Annotated in this window: 13 protein-coding genes; 11 read left to right on the forward strand and 2 right to left on the reverse strand. The window is 70.0% G+C overall.

Translation table 11 applies throughout. The features are described from left to right. Positions 1 to 17 precede the first annotated feature (17 nt). The 9 genes from ACQG07_RS06635 (at position 18) to ACQG07_RS06675 (ending at position 11,805) form a co-directional block, all read left to right on the forward strand. Positions 18 to 974: a carbohydrate ABC transporter permease gene (locus ACQG07_RS06635; protein ID WP_426737809.1), complete on the forward strand. Its 957-nt coding sequence runs from the start codon at positions 18 to 20 to the stop codon at positions 972 to 974. After that, on the forward strand, positions 974 to 1,894 hold the full coding sequence (locus ACQG07_RS06640) for a carbohydrate ABC transporter permease (protein WP_426737810.1): 921 nt from the start codon (positions 974 to 976) through the stop codon (positions 1,892 to 1,894). Before ACQG07_RS06635 ends, ACQG07_RS06640 begins: the two co-directional genes overlap by 1 nt. A 145-nt stretch (positions 1,895 to 2,039) precedes the next feature. Beyond that, positions 2,040 to 3,548 carry an alpha-N-arabinofuranosidase gene (locus ACQG07_RS06645; RefSeq protein ID WP_426737811.1) on the forward strand — a complete coding sequence of 503 codons (1,509 nt, stop codon included), beginning with the start codon at positions 2,040 to 2,042 and terminating at the stop codon, positions 3,546 to 3,548. Between the two features lie 214 nt (positions 3,549 to 3,762). Next, positions 3,763 to 4,356 carry a TetR/AcrR family transcriptional regulator gene (locus ACQG07_RS06650; RefSeq protein ID WP_426737812.1) on the forward strand — a complete coding sequence of 198 codons (594 nt, stop codon included), beginning with the start codon at positions 3,763 to 3,765 and terminating at the stop codon, positions 4,354 to 4,356. 305 nt (positions 4,357 to 4,661) lie between these two features. Next, complete coding sequence (locus ACQG07_RS06655; protein WP_079706795.1) at positions 4,662 to 6,023, forward strand: MFS transporter; 1,362 nt, start codon at positions 4,662 to 4,664, stop codon at positions 6,021 to 6,023. Between the two features lie 88 nt (positions 6,024 to 6,111). Next, positions 6,112 to 6,954, forward strand: coding sequence for a sugar phosphate isomerase/epimerase family protein (locus ACQG07_RS06660; protein WP_274500454.1), 843 nt, complete (start codon positions 6,112 to 6,114; stop codon positions 6,952 to 6,954). Then, entirely contained in the window at positions 6,954 to 8,117 is a 1,164-nt protein-coding gene (locus ACQG07_RS06665; RefSeq protein ID WP_426737813.1) for a Gfo/Idh/MocA family protein, read from the forward strand. Before ACQG07_RS06660 ends, ACQG07_RS06665 begins: the two co-directional genes overlap by 1 nt. A gap of 102 nt (positions 8,118 to 8,219) precedes the next feature. Next, positions 8,220 to 9,734, forward strand: a complete 1,515-nt coding sequence (locus ACQG07_RS06670; RefSeq protein WP_426737814.1) for a cryptochrome/photolyase family protein — start codon at positions 8,220 to 8,222, stop codon at positions 9,732 to 9,734. A gap of 67 nt (positions 9,735 to 9,801) precedes the next feature. Beyond that, positions 9,802 to 11,805 carry a helicase HerA-like domain-containing protein gene (locus tag ACQG07_RS06675; protein ID WP_426737815.1) on the forward strand — a complete coding sequence of 668 codons (2,004 nt, stop codon included), beginning with the start codon at positions 9,802 to 9,804 and terminating at the stop codon, positions 11,803 to 11,805. Between the two features lie 137 nt (positions 11,806 to 11,942). Here the strand turns inward: ACQG07_RS06675 and ACQG07_RS06680 are convergent, their stop codons facing one another. Beyond that, positions 11,943 to 12,818, reverse strand: coding sequence for an aminoglycoside phosphotransferase family protein (locus tag ACQG07_RS06680; protein ID WP_426737816.1), 876 nt, complete (start codon positions 12,816 to 12,818; stop codon positions 11,943 to 11,945). Positions 12,819 to 13,068: 250 nt separating this feature from the next. On the opposite strand from ACQG07_RS06680, the gene ACQG07_RS06685 reads away from it, so the two are divergent. Continuing rightward, entirely contained in the window at positions 13,069 to 13,671 is a 603-nt protein-coding gene (locus ACQG07_RS06685) for a GNAT family N-acetyltransferase (protein ID WP_426737817.1), read from the forward strand. A gap of 102 nt (positions 13,672 to 13,773) precedes the next feature. On the opposite strand, the gene ACQG07_RS06690 is transcribed toward ACQG07_RS06685, so the two are convergent. Beyond that, positions 13,774 to 14,307: a hypothetical protein gene (locus tag ACQG07_RS06690; RefSeq protein WP_274500460.1), complete on the reverse strand. Its 534-nt coding sequence runs from the start codon at positions 14,305 to 14,307 to the stop codon at positions 13,774 to 13,776. A gap of 179 nt (positions 14,308 to 14,486) precedes the next feature. Between ACQG07_RS06690 and ACQG07_RS06695 the strand changes: the two genes are divergently transcribed. Continuing rightward, a complete protein-coding gene (locus ACQG07_RS06695; protein WP_192005736.1) occupies positions 14,487 to 15,155 on the forward strand; it encodes a GntR family transcriptional regulator in 669 nt (222 codons plus the stop codon). The last annotated feature ends 7 nt before the right edge of the window (positions 15,156 to 15,162 follow it).

Raw genomic sequence — 15,162 nt, forward strand, 5'->3', positions numbered from 1 at the left:
GACTCGAAAGCAGCATCATGGCACTCACCACCGGATCGGCCTCCACCGCCGCGTCGGCCGCCAGGATCGTCCGTCCGCGACGAGGCGGCATCGGCGCGATCGACCGGCGACGGCAACGCTGGGGCTGGCTCTTCGTCGCCCCCTTCGCCATGGTCTTCGCGGCCTTCCTCATCTTCCCGCTCTGCTACGCGTTCTGGATGAGCCTCCAGACCTCCACCCTCGCGACCGGTACCGAGTTCACGGGCCTCGCGAACTACGCGAAGGCCTTCACCGACCCGATCTTCCTCAGCGGGCTCGCGCGGGTGGCGATGTTCGCGCTCGTCATGATCCCCGCACAGATGCTCGTCGCGCTCGTCGCAGCCCTCGTGCTCGACAACCTGGCGACCGTCCTGTCGAAGTTCTCGCGGCTCATGATCTTCGTCCCGTACGCCATCCCCGTGGTCATCGGCGCGCTCATGTGGGGCTTCCTCTACAGCCCCCGCTTCGGTCCGGCGACCGACGTCTTCGCGCTCTTCGGGGCCACGGCGCCGTCCTTCCTCGACCAGAGCAGCATCTTCGGCAGCCTCGTCAACATCGTGACCTGGCAGTGGTCGGGCTACTACATGATCATCATCTACGCGGCGCTCCGCGGGATCGACCCGTCCATCTACGAGGCCGCCCGCATCGACGGCGCGAACGCGTTCCAGACCGCACTTCGCATCAAGGTGCCGATGATCTCCTCGTCGATGGTCATGGTGCTCATCTTCGCCATGATCGGCACGCTGCAGTTCTTCACCGAACCGCAGGTGTTGCGCGGGGTCGCCCAGGGCGCCATCCCCATCTCGTACACGCCGAACATGTACGCGTACTCCCTCGCCTTCTCGTACAGCCAGTTCAACTACGCCTCCGCGATCTCCTTCGCGCTCGGGATCATCGTGTTCATCGGCTCGTACGTCTTCCTCTTCCTCACGCGCAAGCAGAGCGGACTCAAATGATGAGCGCCACCACCGCCATCCCGGCCTTCAACCCGAAGGCCGGACGACGACGTCAGGGTCCCGAGGCCCGTACCGGTGGCCGACGCGTCGGCTCGCACCTCTTCCTCCTCGCCCTCGTCATCTACTTCATCCTCCCGCTGTGGTGGTTGATCGTCGCGGCCACGAAGGACACCTCCGGGCTCTTCACCGGCTCCGGCGGGCCGCTCTGGTTCGACGGTGAGTTCAACTTCTTCGACAACGTCGCCGAGCTCTCCACCCACCAGGGCGGCATCTACTGGCGCTGGCTCGGGAACTCCTTCCTGTACGCGTTCTCGGGCGGGATCGGTGCCACGGTCCTCGCGGTGCTCGCCGGATACGGCTTCGCCAAGTACCGGTTCCGTGGTCGCTCCCTGTTCTTCAACCTGCTGCTCGGTGCGGTCATGGTCCCGCTCACGGCCCTGGTCATCCCGACCTTCGTCCTGCTCAGCCAGGTCGGGCTCGTCAACACGATCTGGGCCGTGATCCTCCCGTCGCTGCTCAGCCCGTTCGGCGTCTACCTCATGCGCATCTACACCCAGGACGCCATCCCGGACGAGATCCTCGACGCCGCGCGGGTCGACGGCGCAGGGGAGCTGCGGACGTTCTTCCAGGTCGCGCTCCCGCTGCTGCGACCGGCGATCGTCACGGTGCTGCTGCTCTCGATCGTCGGCACGTGGAACAACTTCTTCCTGCCGCTGGCGGTGCTCAGCGACCCGAACCTGCTTCCCGTGACGGTCGGACTGAACAACTGGACGGCGCTGTCGAACGCGGGTGCCGGCGGCGAGCAGGTGTGGAACCTCATCGTCACCGGGGCGTTCATCTCGATCGTGCCGCTCATCATCGCCTTCCTCTCCCTGCAGCGGTACTGGCAGGGCGGGCTCTCCCTCGGCAGCGTGAAGTGAGCCGCTCCACAGACGCGCCGCCGCGGCGTCGCCCCGACCGGGCACTCCACGACATCATCGACACCACGACCGCTCACGCAACGCACGAACGACCAGCACTGCACGCCACGGCCGACTCCGGCCCGAACGAAGGACACCTCCCGTCATGACCACCGCACGCATCGCCATCGACCCGAACGTCACGGTCGCCCCCGTCAACCGCCGGATCTTCGGCTCGTTCGTGGAGCACCTGGGACGCTGCGTCTACGACGGCATCTACGAGCCCGGCCACCCCACCGCCGACGCCGACGGCTTCCGCGGCGATGTGGTGGACCTCGTCACGGAGCTCGGTACGAGCACCATCCGCTACCCCGGCGGCAACTTCGTCTCCGGCTACCGCTGGGAGGACGGCGTCGGGCCGCGCGAGCACCGCCCCGTGCGCCGCGACCTGGCCTGGCACTCGCTCGAGACCAACCAGGTCGGCGTCGACGAATTCGCCAAGTGGTGCAAGCTCACCGGCAGCGAGATGATGATGGCCGTCAACCTCGGCACGCGCGGGGTGCTCGAAGCGCTCGACCTCCTCGAGTACACGAACCACCCGAGCGGCACGGCGCTGTCCGACCAGCGGATCGCGAACGGCGCACCCGAGCCCTACGGCATCAGCATGTGGTGTCTCGGCAACGAGATGGACGGGCCGTGGCAGGTCGGCGCCATGTCGGCCGACGACTACGGCAAGCTGGCCGCCCGGACCGCGTCGGCGATGAAGATGGTCGACCCGAAGCTCGAACTCGTCGTCTGCGGATCGTCGAGTTCCTCGATGCCGACCTTCGGCGACTGGGAGCGCACCGTCCTCGAGCACAGCTTCGACTCGGTGGACTACATCTCCTGCCACGCGTACTACCAGGAGCGCGACGGCGACCTCGGGTCGTTCCTCGCCTCGTCGCTCAACATGGAGTACTTCATCCGCACGGTCGTCGCTGCCGCCGACCACGTGCAGCACAAGCGTCACTCCGACAAGCAGATCCAGCTCTCGTTCGACGAGTGGAACGTCTGGTACCTCGACGAGTGGAACGCGATCGAGGGCACGATCGAGGAGTGGGCCTACGCGCCCCGCCTCATCGAGGACGTCTACTCGGTCGCCGACGCGGTCGTGTTCGGCAACCTGCTGATGACGCTCCTCAAGCACAGCGACCGCGTCGGTTCCGCGAGCCTCGCGCAGCTCGTGAACGTCATCGCCCCGATCATGACCGAGCCGGGCGGCGGCGCCTGGCGGCAGACGACGTTCTTCCCGTTCTCGGTCACCAGCCGGCTCGCGTCGGGTGTCGTGCTCGCGCCGCGCATCGAGGTCGGCAGCTACACCACGAAGGTCCACGGTGACGCACCGCTCGTCGACTCGGTCGCGACGTACGACGCCGAGGCCGGGACCGCGGCCGTGTTCCTCGTGAACCGTCACCAGGATGAGGCGATCACGGTGACCGTCGACGTCTCGGCGCTCGGCGTGGGTTCGATCGTCGAGGCGAAGGGCATCCACGACGAGGACGTCTACGCGAAGAACACGATCGACGACCGCGAGCGCGTCGGCCTCATCGCGAACGAGAGCGCGTCGCTCGCCGACGGTACCCTCACGATCACGCTCCCGCCCGTGTCGTGGACGGCGGTCGCACTCGGCGCCTGAGTCGGGAAGCGGAAGCGGGCTGCGGGAAGCGGGCTGCGAGTCAGGGGTCTCGACGTTCGCAACTCAGGACGATCGCGGCGGGTCTGCCGCGCTCGCGGCGATCGCGGGACGGCGCGCCGGACCCGTCCTGAGTGATGCACGACTCGGCGTGGGGGGGGGGGGGGGGGGGTCACCCCCCCCCCCCCCCGACGTCGTGCGGCCCTACAATCGGCACATGACGGCACGGGGCTCCTACGCGAAAGGTGTTGCGCGCCGCGAGGAGATCCTGCGCGTCGCGCTCGCGGTGTTCGCGCGCGAGGGGTATCGCGGCACGTCGCTCCGTGAGGTCGCGCGTGAGGTCGGCGTCAGCCTGCCGGGGCTCATGCACTACTTCGAATCCAAGGAGCACCTGTTCGCGGCGATCCTGCGGGAGCGCGACGCCGTCGACTACGAGGAGTTCGCCGCGGCCGGCTCCCAGGACGCGATCGAGGGTCTGGTCGCCGTCATGCGCCACAACAGCGATGTCCCGGGCCTCGTCGAGTTGTACCTGACGATGGCGGCCGCCGCCGGTGACGCGGAACACCCGGTGCGAGGGTTCTTCGTCGATCACGTCACGGCGGTGCGCCGGAGCATCGCCGACGTCGTCCGTGGTCGCCAGGCTTCCGGGCGGGTCGCCGCGGGCATCGATCCCGAGCACGTGGCGCGCGTCATGGTCGCCCTCGCCGACGGGCTGCAGGTGCAGTGGACGCTCGACCCCTCCGTCGACATGGCCGGTGACCTCGAGCGCGCCTGGGCTCTCCTCGTCGGTGACGCCGGCGCGGTGCGCTGACCCGAGCGCGGGTCTGTGGGGCCCGGCGCGGTGCGATGACGCGAGCGCTGGGGATTCGGCGTGGGCGCGCCCCGGGCGCGTGAGCGCGACCCTCTGGAGACCCGCGCTCACGCGGCTGGGCCGCGCTCGCGTCAGCGCACCGCGCTGGCAGCAGCCAACACCGACAGGTTTCGTGAAAACCTATTGACCACTCGGGTTTCGCCCCTATACTCAAAGCCGTGCAGTGATCGGTTTCCCGATCCTGCCGGGACAGCACCACCCGCGGGCCAGAGCCGGTCCGCAGCTCAGCGTTGAGAGGAACTCGGATGTCCAACCCACCCCGCCGCCCCAAACCCACCGGTCAGCGTGCCTCGAGCGGTCCCTACGTCAGCCTCGTCACCGGCCCGTCGGGGCCGACGGAACGGGCGTCGAAGCGGGTCGTCACCACCATGGCGCTCGCCCAGTTCGGCCTGTTCGTGGCCCTGCTGGCCCCAGTCACCGTGAGCCTGGCGCTCAAGACGCAGCAGCTCGTCCCCGGTGACCAGGCGGCGGTCGTCAACGGCAACGTCCTCTCCATCGCCGCCCTGTTCGCCCTCGTCGCGAACCCGGTGATCGGCCGCCTGTCCGACATCACGCTCTCGCGCTTCGGTCGCCGCCGCCCGTGGATGTTCCTCGGCGCCATCGGCTTCGTCGCCTCGCTCACGATCGTCGCGTTCGCTCCGAACGTCCCGGTCCTCATCGCCGGTTGGTGCCTCGCACAACTCACCGGCAACGCCATCCTGGGCCCGCTGCTCGCGACCATCGCCGACCAGGTCCCGCCGGAACAGCGCGGGAGTGTCTCCGCGAACGTCGGCGTCATGCAGAACGTCGGCATCCTCGCGGCGGCCTTCGTGGCCAGCTGGTTCGTCACCGACATGCTGCTCCTCTTCGTCGCTCCGGCCGTCTTCGCACTCATCACCGTGTGGCTGTACTGCTTCGTCCTGCCCGACCGCGCGATCACCACCCGTCCGGACGTCGGCGGATGGAAGGGTCTGCTCTTCACCTTCTGGGTGAACCCGCTCAAGCACCCGGACTTCGGCTGGGTCTGGCTCTCACGGTTCCTCCTGACGCTCGCGTCGTTCCTCTTCGTCGCGTTCCGCCTGTTCTTCCTGCAGGAGGAGGTCGGGCTGTCGCAGCAGGGCGCCGTCGACACCCTGACCATGGGTGTGCTGATCTACACGATCGCGCTCGTCATCACCGCGAAGCTCGGCGGTTGGCTGTCGGACCGGATGCTCAACCGCAAGGTGTTCGTCATCGGGTCGACGGCGGTCTTCGCGCTCGGGCTCGTGCTGCTCGCCCACACCACGACGGTGCCCATGTTCTACGTCGTCGAGGCGATCATGGGGGCGGCGTACGGCGTGTACGTCGCGGTGGACACCGCCCTCGTCGTGGACGTCCTGCCGAACCCGGACGACGCGGCGAAGGACCTCGGTGTCCTCAACATCGCGAACGCCCTGCCGCAGTCGCTCGCCGGCGCGGTGGGTGCGTTCCTCCTCGGACTCGGCGCGGTCGGCAACAACTACACGGCCCTGTTCTGGGGCGCCGGGGTGATCGCCGTGCTCGGCGCCCTGACGATCCTGCCGGTCCGACACCGCATGACCCGGAACGCCGACGGGACCATCACCGGATCGATCGCGACCCGTGGGTGACCCCGGTCACGCCTCCCGCACCCCGATCACCAGCTCCACTCCATCACCCAGCGACGCCAAGGACGGCGTCAGAACGGACGGCAACACCATGACCGCACCAGCGCTCTCCGTGCAGCTCTACAGCATCAAGGAGCACCTCGACCAGGGCCTCGACGACGCCCTCGCCCGGCTCGCCGGCATGGGCCTGCGCGAGGTCGAAGCCTTCGACTTCGTCGCCCGCGCGCCCGAGCTCCGCGAGGCCTTCGACCGCCACGGGCTCGCCGCCCGCACCGGGCACGCCACGCTCCTCTCCGACGAGATCCGCTTCGGCGACCAGGTCATGCCGGTCGCCCCACAGGAGGAGGTGTTCGCGGCAGCGAAGGCCCTCGGCCTCGAGATCGTCATCGACGCGTTCGTGAGCCCCGACCGCTGGCTCGACGAAGCCGCCGTCGCCGACACGGCCGCCCGCCTGAACGCCGCAGCGGAGCGCGCCGCCGACCACGGTCTCCGCGTCGGCTATCACAACCACTCCCAGGAGTTCGTCGCATCGTTCGGCGGACGCAGCGCGTTCGAGGTCTTCGCCGACCAGCTGCGTGACGACGTCGCGCTCGAGGTCGACCTGTTCTGGGCGGCGACCGCCGGTCAGGACGTGCCCGCGCTGCTCGGCCGCCTCGGCGACCGCGTCCAGGCGCTCCACGTCAAGGACGGCCTGCTGCCCGCCGACCCGTTCGCACCGGGCGCCGCCCCCTTCGTGCCGACGAGTCTCGACCAGCGACCGTTCGGGCAGGGCGAGGTCCCGCTGCGTGAGTCCCTCGCCGCAGCGCCCTCGGCGCGGTTCGCGATCATCGAGTTCGACCACTACGGCGCCGGCGACATCTTCGACGGCATCCAGGCGAGCGTCGACGCGCTCGTCGCCGAACAGCTCGTCTCGACCGAAGCGGCGGTCCGCTGATGGCCGTGACAGCGCACGGCACGACGGCGCGCGCACCGCAGGGCAGCGGCCCGGTCGGCGTCGGGTTCATCGGCACCGGCATGATCAGCGACACCTACCTCGAGCACCTCACCTCGTTCCCCGACGTCCGCGTCGTGATCCTCGGCGACCTCGACGTCGACCGCGCGAAGGCCCAGGCCGAGAAGTGGGGCGTCGGCGAGTGGGGGACCGCCGACGACGTCCTCGCGCACCCGGACGTCGAGCTCGTCGTGAACCTCACGATCCCCGCCGTCCACGCGCAGGTCGCCTCGCAGGTGCTCGCCGCCGGGAAGCACGTGTGGACGGAGAAGCCGATCAGCGTCGACCGTGCGAGCGGGCTCGCGCTCCTCGAGCAGGCCGACGCCGCAGGACTCCTCGTGGGCATCGCGCCGGACACGGTGCTCGGCCCGGGCGTCCAGTCCGCGCGTCGCGCCATCGCCCGCGGAGACATCGGTCAGCCGCTCACCGCCCAGACCGTCATGCAGTACGCCGGCCCGGACATCTTCCACCCGAACCCGGAGTTCCTGTTCGCGAAGGGTGGCGGGCCGCTGTTCGACATGGGGCCGTACTACCTGACGACGCTCGTGCAGGTGTTCGGTTCGGTCGCCTCGGTGTCGGCGGCCGGCTCCCGTGGGCGTGCGACGCGGACGATCCAGCAGGGCGACCGCGTCGGCACCGAGTTCGCCGTCGAGGTGCCGACGCACGTCAGCGCCATCGCCCGCTTCGTGGACGGCGGCGTGAGCCAGAGCGTCTTCAGCTTCGAGTCGCCGCTCGCGAAGATGGGCGTCGTCGAGATCACCGGCACCGAGGGGACACTCGTGATCCCCGACCCGAACATGTTCACGGGCGAGGTGCGGATCACCCGCGCCGCTCCCATCGAGCGGATGCAGCAGGACCCGGAGTGGGAGGTCGTGCCGACCGAGGGTGTCCTCGCCGGCCGCGGGACCGGGGTCCTCGACCTCGCCCGGGCGATCCGTTCCGGCGGCACGCCGCTCGCCTCGGGCGCCCTCGGCTACCACGTGCTCGACACGCTCGTCTCGATCGACGAGTCCGTGGTGTCCGGCCAGACCGTCGACGTGGCGAGCCGGGTCGCGTCGGTGCCGCTCGTCGCCGAGGACTGGGACCCGTTCGCCGCGACGCTCTGAGCGTTGTGAGCCGAGCGGGGCACCGCAGTACAGAACCGAGCAGTATCGGAGCAGGCTGAGCAAGCCCCCGGTGGTGTCCGTCGCCCCACGTACGCTGAGGCGATGGACACCACCGGTCGGCGCGCCGCCGAGCACGACGACGAAGCGACCGCCGGCCGGCGACGGTGGATCCTCATCGGCCAGCTCGGCCCGGCGTTCGACGACGGCGGACCGATCCTCCTCATCGAATCGAAGTCCACCTTCACGAAACGACCGATGCACCGCGCGAAGGCGCACCTCTTCCTCTCGGCCATCCGACATCGTGCTGCGGAACTCGGCGACCGGGCGGAGTTCCACCAGGTCGACCGCTACGAGGAGGTCGTCAAGGTCGGCGCAGACCTCGAGGTGATCGACCCACCCTCGTGGACGGCTCGGCGCTTCGTCCGCGAGCGCGGACTCCGGGTGCTCCCGAGCCGCGGCTTCGTGACCTCGGAGCCGGACTTCGCGGCCTGGGCGTCGACGCGGGACGGCAAGCGGCTCCTTCTGGAGGACTTCTACCGCACGGTGCGGGAGCGGACCGGGATCCTCATGCGCGGCGACCAGCCGGAGGGCGGCCGCTGGAACTACGACCACGACAACCGGAACCCGCCGCCGAAGGGAGCCGCCCGGCTCGGTCTGCCCGAGCCGCTCTGGCCCGAGGAGGACGATGTCGACGCGGAGGTCCGGGAGGACCTCGACCGGTGGCAGCGCGACGGACTGGTCCAGCTGGTCGGTGATGACGGGCCCCGACGCTTCGCGGCCACGGCGGCCGAGGCGGAGGCGGCGCTCGCGGACTTCATCGAGACCAGGCTCGGCGACTTCGGCCCGTTCGAGGACGCCATGCTCGGCGGCGACTGGACGATGGCGCACTCCCTGCTGAGCGCGCCGCTCAACCTCGGCCTGCTCGACCCGCGCGACGCCGTCGAGACCGTGGTCGCCGAGTACCACGCCGGTCGCGCACCGCTGTCGAGTGTCGAGGGCTTCACCCGCCAGATCATCGGCTGGCGCGACTACGTCTGGCATCTCTACTGGCACCTCGGCGAGCCGTACCGGACGAGTCACAACGCCCTCGGAGCACACGAGCCGCTCCCGCGCCAGTTCCGCGAACTCGACGCCACCGCCATCCAGTCCAACTGTCTCCGCGAGACGATCGACGGGATGCGTCGCCACGGTTGGGCGCATCACATCCAGCGGCTCATGGTGCTCGGCAACTGGGCCCTGCAGCACGGGTACGACCCGGTCGCACTCAACGACTGGTTCATCGACATGTTCGTCGACGGCACCCCCTGGGTGATGCCCGCGAACGTCATCGGCATGTCGCAGCACGCGGACGGCGGCATCGTCGCGACGAAGCCCTACGCCTCGGGCGGTGCGTACATCGACAAGATGTCCGACTACTGCGGTGGGTGCGTCTTCAATCCCAAGGTGCGGCTGGGCGAGGACGCCTGCCCGTTCACCGCCGGGTACTGGGCCTTCCTCGACCGCGTGGAACCGCGCATCCGGCACAACACCCGTATGGCGCAACCGCTGGCCGGGATGCGCCGACTGTCCGACCTGCGCGCCGTCGTCGACCAGGAGCACACCCGCGAACAGTGGTGATCGGAGCAGTCGTCCAGCCCTCGCGCGACCCCTCGACCGGTGGGGAACGCGTCGCTAGGCTCGGCACATGACGCCCAGTGATGCAGCATCCGACCCGCAGATCGCCGCACTCCAGGCTGCCGCCGCCCAAGCCCAGGCCGAGCTCGAAGCCGCCCAGGCGCAGGCGGCACTCGCCGCAGCCAAAGTGAAGGCGGCCGAGGCGGCAGCGGCGCTCGCCGGGGCCGGGATCACGGCGTCGGGCGGGGCCACCGGAGCAGCGTCACCGGTCGAGCCGGTGGACCCCGGTTCCGCGGGTGATGCGCCGGCCGCCGAGGCCCCAGCCGACGTCCCAACCGACGACGCGGTCGGTGCCGACACCAGCACCGCCGGCACTGGCACTGCCGACATCAGCAGCTCCGACGAGCTCAGCGCCGACACCATCGGTCCGGGCCCGCTCGGCCTCGACGACGTGCTGAAGATCCGCGACGGCTACCTCGTGCACGGCCCGGCGCTCGAGATGGGCGCCCTGGTCAACGGGGAACCGCTGCCGGGGGTGCAGGTCCGCATCCCGCTCAGTGTCATGAACCGGCACGGACTCGTCGCCGGCGCCACCGGAACCGGGAAGACCCGCACGCTCCAGGGCCTCGTCGAGCAGCTCTCGGCCGCCGGCGTCCCCGTGTTCGCCGCGGACATCAAGGGTGACCTCTCGGGCATCGCGACCCCGGGGGAGTCGAACGAGAAGCTCCTCGACCGCACCCGCGGCATCGGCCAGGACTGGACGCCGGCCGCCACCCCGACGGAGTACTTCGCGCTTGGCGGCGTCGGCAAGGGCGTCCCGATCCGCGCCACCATCGCCGCCTTCGGCCCGTTGCTGCTGAGCAAGGTCCTCGGCCTCAACGCCACGCAGGAGTCCAGCCTCGGTCTCGTCTTCCACTACGCCGACAAGGCGGGCCTGCCGCTCCTCGACCTGAGCGACCTGCGCGCGGTCCTCACCTACCTCGCGAGCGACGACGGCAAGGGTGAGCTGCAGGAGCTCGGCGGGCTGTCGGGCGCCACCGTCGGGGTGATCCTGCGGGAGCTCATCACCTTCGCCGACCAGGGCGCCGACGTCTTCTTCGGCGAACCCGAGATCGACACCGCCGACTTCATCCGCCTCGACCCGAGCGGGAAGGGCATCGTCAGTCTGCTCGAGGTGCCGGGCGTCCAGAACCAGCCGGCCCTCTACTCGACGTTCCTCATGTGGTTGCTCGCCGACCTCTTCAACACCCTCCCCGAGGTGGGCGACCCCGAGAAGCCGAAGCTCGTGTTCTTCTTCGACGAGGCACACCTGCTGTTCCGCGACGCGTCGAAGGACTTCCTCGCGCAGATCACGCAGACGGTCCGGCTCATCCGGTCGAAGGGTGTCGGCATCTTCTTCGTCACGCAGACGCCGAAGGACGTCCCGGGAGAGGTGCTCGCGCAGCTCGGATCGCGCGTCCAGCACGCCCTCCGCGCCTTCACCCCGGACGACGCGAAGGCGCTCAAAGCGACGGTGTCGACCTACCCGACCTCCGGTTACGAGCTCGGCGAGGTCCTCACCTCCCTCGGCACCGGTGAAGCGGTCGTCACCGTGATGAACGAGAAAGGGGCGCCGTCGCCGGTCGCGTGGACGAGACTGCGGGCGCCGCAGGGACTCATGTCGCCCAGTGCCGACACCGCGATCGACGCGGCGATCGCGGCGTCACCGTTGCTCGCGCGGTACGGAACGCCCGTCGACCGTGAGTCGGCGAGGGAGATCCTGACGGCGAAGCTCGAGGAGGCGAACCAGGCCGCGCTCGCCGCCGAGGCCGAACTCGAGCGGCAGCGCATCGCGGCGGAACTCGCGAAGCAGCAGGCCGCCGCCGACAAGGCCCAGGCCGCGGCACAGAAGCAGGCCGACGCCGAGTACGAACGGTTGCTCCGGAAGACCGCCGGCACGACCCGCCGGACGTCGACGAGGTCGTCGTCGACGTCGTCGAAGAGTCCGCTCGAGGAGATCCTCGGGTCGAAGGCGACGCGGTCGATCCTCACCGGCGTCGTCGAGGGCATCTTCGGGACGCGTCGCCGCCGCTGAGCTGCCGCTCCGGTCTTGAAGCGGTGTCCCGTTCCCCTGAGCGGTTCCCCGGTCCCTGAGCGGTTTCCCGTTTCCTGAGCGGTCTCCCGGTCCCTTGAGCGGTTCCCCGGTCCCTGAGCTTGTCGAAGGGCGTGAACCTACCGGAGGCCCTCCTCGGCGAGGCGACCGAGCTCGACGGTGGCGAGGGCGTCGTCGAGCAACCCGTCCTGCAGCGACCACACGGCGGACAGCGCGGAGCGGGCGACCACCCACTCGAGGAGCGCGGTTCGCGACAGGCCGAGCGATCGACTCACCAGCCCCACCCGCTCGGTGAACAGCTGCGGGTTCCGCGCCGTCGCGGGATCGGGGTTGGTGAACAGCGCTGTGGCGTCGAAGGCGCGGTGACCGACGATGCCCTTGGGATCGATCGCCCGCCAGTCGCCGGGTGCGAACTCCAGCACGTTCATGTGGTGGAGGTCGCCGTGGAGCACGACGACGTCGGCTGGGGTCGTGGTGTCGAGCAGTCGACCGGCGAGCTCCCGCCCACGCTCGAGGAACGCGGCGCTCGCCGGATCGCCGAGGAGGGTGCCGAGGGCGGATGCGTCGTCGGCGAGCAGCTCGCGGAACCACCGGCGGAGCGTGGGGAGTTCGGCGATGACATCACCGGCATCGGTCGGCGCCGGGGTGGGGATCGCCGCGTGCAGGGTGTCGAGCACGGAGCACAGGATCGCGACGGCTCCGAGGTCGTCACCTGCGCGGGTCAGTGAGGCGAGATCACGGCCGCCCGTCGCGCGTTCCAGGACGATCGCGTGGTCATCGCCCGCGAACACCGCTGCACACCCGGCGCCGTCCCACGCCGCGAGCAGCTGACCGCCGAGTGCTTCTTCCTCGACGAGCGGAACCTTGAGCATCGCCGGTCGTCCGTGGTGCGTCACGGGGAGCAGCCGGCTCGACGGCGTCATGATGAGCTCGCCGTCGGGCACGAGTCGCCATTGCTCGACGGCCGCGTCGATGCCTCCTGGTCGCCATGTCACGGGACTCAGCCTAGGCAACCCGGTCGGACCGGTGCCTCGGTCGCGCCTCGGCGGTCCCTCGGTCGGTCCCCGGGGCGGTCGCTGGGTCGCGCCTCGATCGGTCCCTGAGCTTGTCGAAGGGCTCACGGGTGGACACCGCCCTTCGACAGGCTCAGGGACCGGGGAGGGTGGGCTTCAGGCAGGGGATGGTGGGCTTCAGGGGCCGGAGGGTGGGGCTCAGGGACCGGGGAACGCCGGTTAGGCTGGCGCGGTGACCGACATCCGCGCGTACCGACCGTCCGACCGCGCCGCCGTGGCGGCGATCTGCATCCGAACGGGCGACTCGGGGGCGGACGCGACCGGACAGTTCAGCACGGACGACCTCCTGCCCGACATCTACGCCTTGCCCTACGTCGAGCACGAGCCTGAGTTGGCGCTGCTCGTCGACGCCGGTGCGGGCCCGATCGGGTACATCCTGGGCACGGCGGACACGACCGCCTTCGACCGCTGGTTCATCGAGCGCTGGTGGCCGACCGTCGAGGGGAAGTACGCGGCGGCCGCGACCTCCGGTGCCGCGTCGGAGGGCGAACGCGGCATCGTCCGATCCGCGACCGATCGCGGCGGGCTGGCCACGGACCTCCTCGCGCGGTACCCGGCGCATCTGCACATCGACCTGCTGCCGGAGACGCAGGGGATGGGTGTCGGCAGACGGCTCATCGACGCGTTCTGCGAGCTCCTCGCGGAGCGCGGTGTCCCGGGCGTGCACCTCGGCGTCGGCGTCTCGAACACCGGGGCACAGCAGTTCTACCAGCGGACGGGCTTCACCCGGGTGGACGGCGAGACCGGGGCCCACTGGTACGCGAAGGCGCTCTGACCCGGCCGGTATCCGACCCGCGCCGGATCCCGCTCGGAAAGCCGGTACCCTCGCGGTCCATCGCGGTGGCCGGGGCAGGCCGACTCAGCGAGAACAGTTCGGCTAGAGCAGTTCGGCGCGCGCCCAGCGCAGCCGCTCGAGCGGGGTGAGCAGGTCGGGGTGGTCCTCGCGGAGGTCGTCGAGCGAGACCGGCTGGCGGGGTCGCTCCACCGGGCCGTCGTAGGCGGCGACGACGGCCGCGATGCTGTCCGTGCTCCATCGGTTGCTCCGCATGCGCAGGAGTGGGCGGTTCTCCGAGTCACAGACGAAGAACTGCGAGCTCGCTTGCAGCCCCCGACCTCGGAACTCGAAGAGCAGGCTGCGGCCGATCGCCTCCCGCGGAACGAACCGTTGCCGCCCGACGATGGGCTGCTCGATGAACCCGTCACGACACACGACGATGCGTTGTCGTCGAGACAGGACGGCGACGCCGAGCAGCACGACCATGCCGATGATGCCGAGCGTGATGACCCACGTGCGCTCGATGCTCGGGGCCGGGCCGACGAGCCAGAGCGAGACGCCCCACACGGGGAGGACGACGATTGCGGCGCTCAGGACGGCGCTCCAGAGCACGCGCGGATGCGGTCTGACCGTCACCGGTTCATCACCCCGTCGCACCACGCACTCACCCCCGCAGATCATCGTGGCCTGCTTTCAGTGGGTGGACAATCCGCCATCTGGGGGACAAGTAGGACGAATACCCCACTCTTCGAGCCGGTCCGACCGGTTGCGCCGATACGCTTGACTTCTCGGCGTTGCGATGTGCAATATATTGCATGCCCGCTCCCGCTCAAGCCAACCCGCAGCGCCGAGCGCTCCTCCGCGACGACGTCTATCAGTCGCTCCGCAACGCGATCGTCGACGGGACGTTCACCCCGGGCGAGAAACTCGTCGACACCGAACTCGAACGCTGGCTCGGCGTGAGCCGCACGCCCATCCGCGAGGCCGTCCTGCGTCTCGCCCGGAGTGGGCTCGTCATTGCGAAACCCGGACGGTCGACCGTCGTCGCCCCGCTCGACAGCCGGGCGACGTTGCAGGCTCAGGCGGTCGCCGCCGCCATGCACGAACTCGCCGTCCGTGAGGCGGTGCCGCACCTGAGCGCGGCCGACCTCGATCGCATGCGCGCGGCGAACCGTGACTTCGCAGCCGCGCTGCAACGTGACGATGCCGACGCCGCGCTCGCAGCGGACGACGCCTTCCATGCCGTGGCCGTGGACGTCGCCGGGAATCCGTTCATCCGGGACGCGCTGGAGGCGGTCACCCCGTTGCTGCGGCGGATCGAACGGTTGCGGTTCTCCTCCGTCGCCGCGCGCGGGTCGATCGCGCAGCACGACGCCGTCATCGAGCGCTGTGCGGCGGGGGACGTCGATGCGGCGGCCGCGCTCGTCCGAGGCAACTGGACGACCCTCGCCGACCTCGTCCTCGCCCACCTCGACGAGGACTGAGCAGCGC

This window comes from Plantibacter sp. 2H11-2, assembly GCF_050031945.1.
Lineage (GTDB): Bacteria > Actinomycetota > Actinomycetes > Actinomycetales > Microbacteriaceae > Plantibacter > Plantibacter auratus.

What these genes read in the sequence shown, in the direction of transcription:
- ACQG07_RS06635 (WP_426737809.1), top strand. Translation starts at nt 18, where the DNA reads ATGGCACTCACCACCGGATCGGCCTCCACCGCCGCGTCGGCCGCCAGG.
- ACQG07_RS06640 (WP_426737810.1), top strand. Translation starts at nt 974, where the DNA reads ATGAGCGCCACCACCGCCATCCCGGCCTTCAACCCGAAGGCCGGACGA.
- ACQG07_RS06645 (WP_426737811.1), top strand. Translation starts at nt 2,040, where the DNA reads ATGACCACCGCACGCATCGCCATCGACCCGAACGTCACGGTCGCCCCC.
- ACQG07_RS06650 (WP_426737812.1), top strand. Translation starts at nt 3,763, where the DNA reads ATGACGGCACGGGGCTCCTACGCGAAAGGTGTTGCGCGCCGCGAGGAG.
- ACQG07_RS06655 (WP_079706795.1), top strand. Translation starts at nt 4,662, where the DNA reads ATGTCCAACCCACCCCGCCGCCCCAAACCCACCGGTCAGCGTGCCTCG.
- ACQG07_RS06660 (WP_274500454.1), top strand. Translation starts at nt 6,112, where the DNA reads ATGACCGCACCAGCGCTCTCCGTGCAGCTCTACAGCATCAAGGAGCAC.
- ACQG07_RS06665 (WP_426737813.1), top strand. Translation starts at nt 6,954, where the DNA reads ATGGCCGTGACAGCGCACGGCACGACGGCGCGCGCACCGCAGGGCAGC.
- ACQG07_RS06670 (WP_426737814.1), top strand. Translation starts at nt 8,220, where the DNA reads ATGGACACCACCGGTCGGCGCGCCGCCGAGCACGACGACGAAGCGACC.
- ACQG07_RS06675 (WP_426737815.1), top strand. Translation starts at nt 9,802, where the DNA reads ATGACGCCCAGTGATGCAGCATCCGACCCGCAGATCGCCGCACTCCAG.
- ACQG07_RS06695 (WP_192005736.1), top strand. Translation starts at nt 14,487, where the DNA reads ATGCCCGCTCCCGCTCAAGCCAACCCGCAGCGCCGAGCGCTCCTCCGC.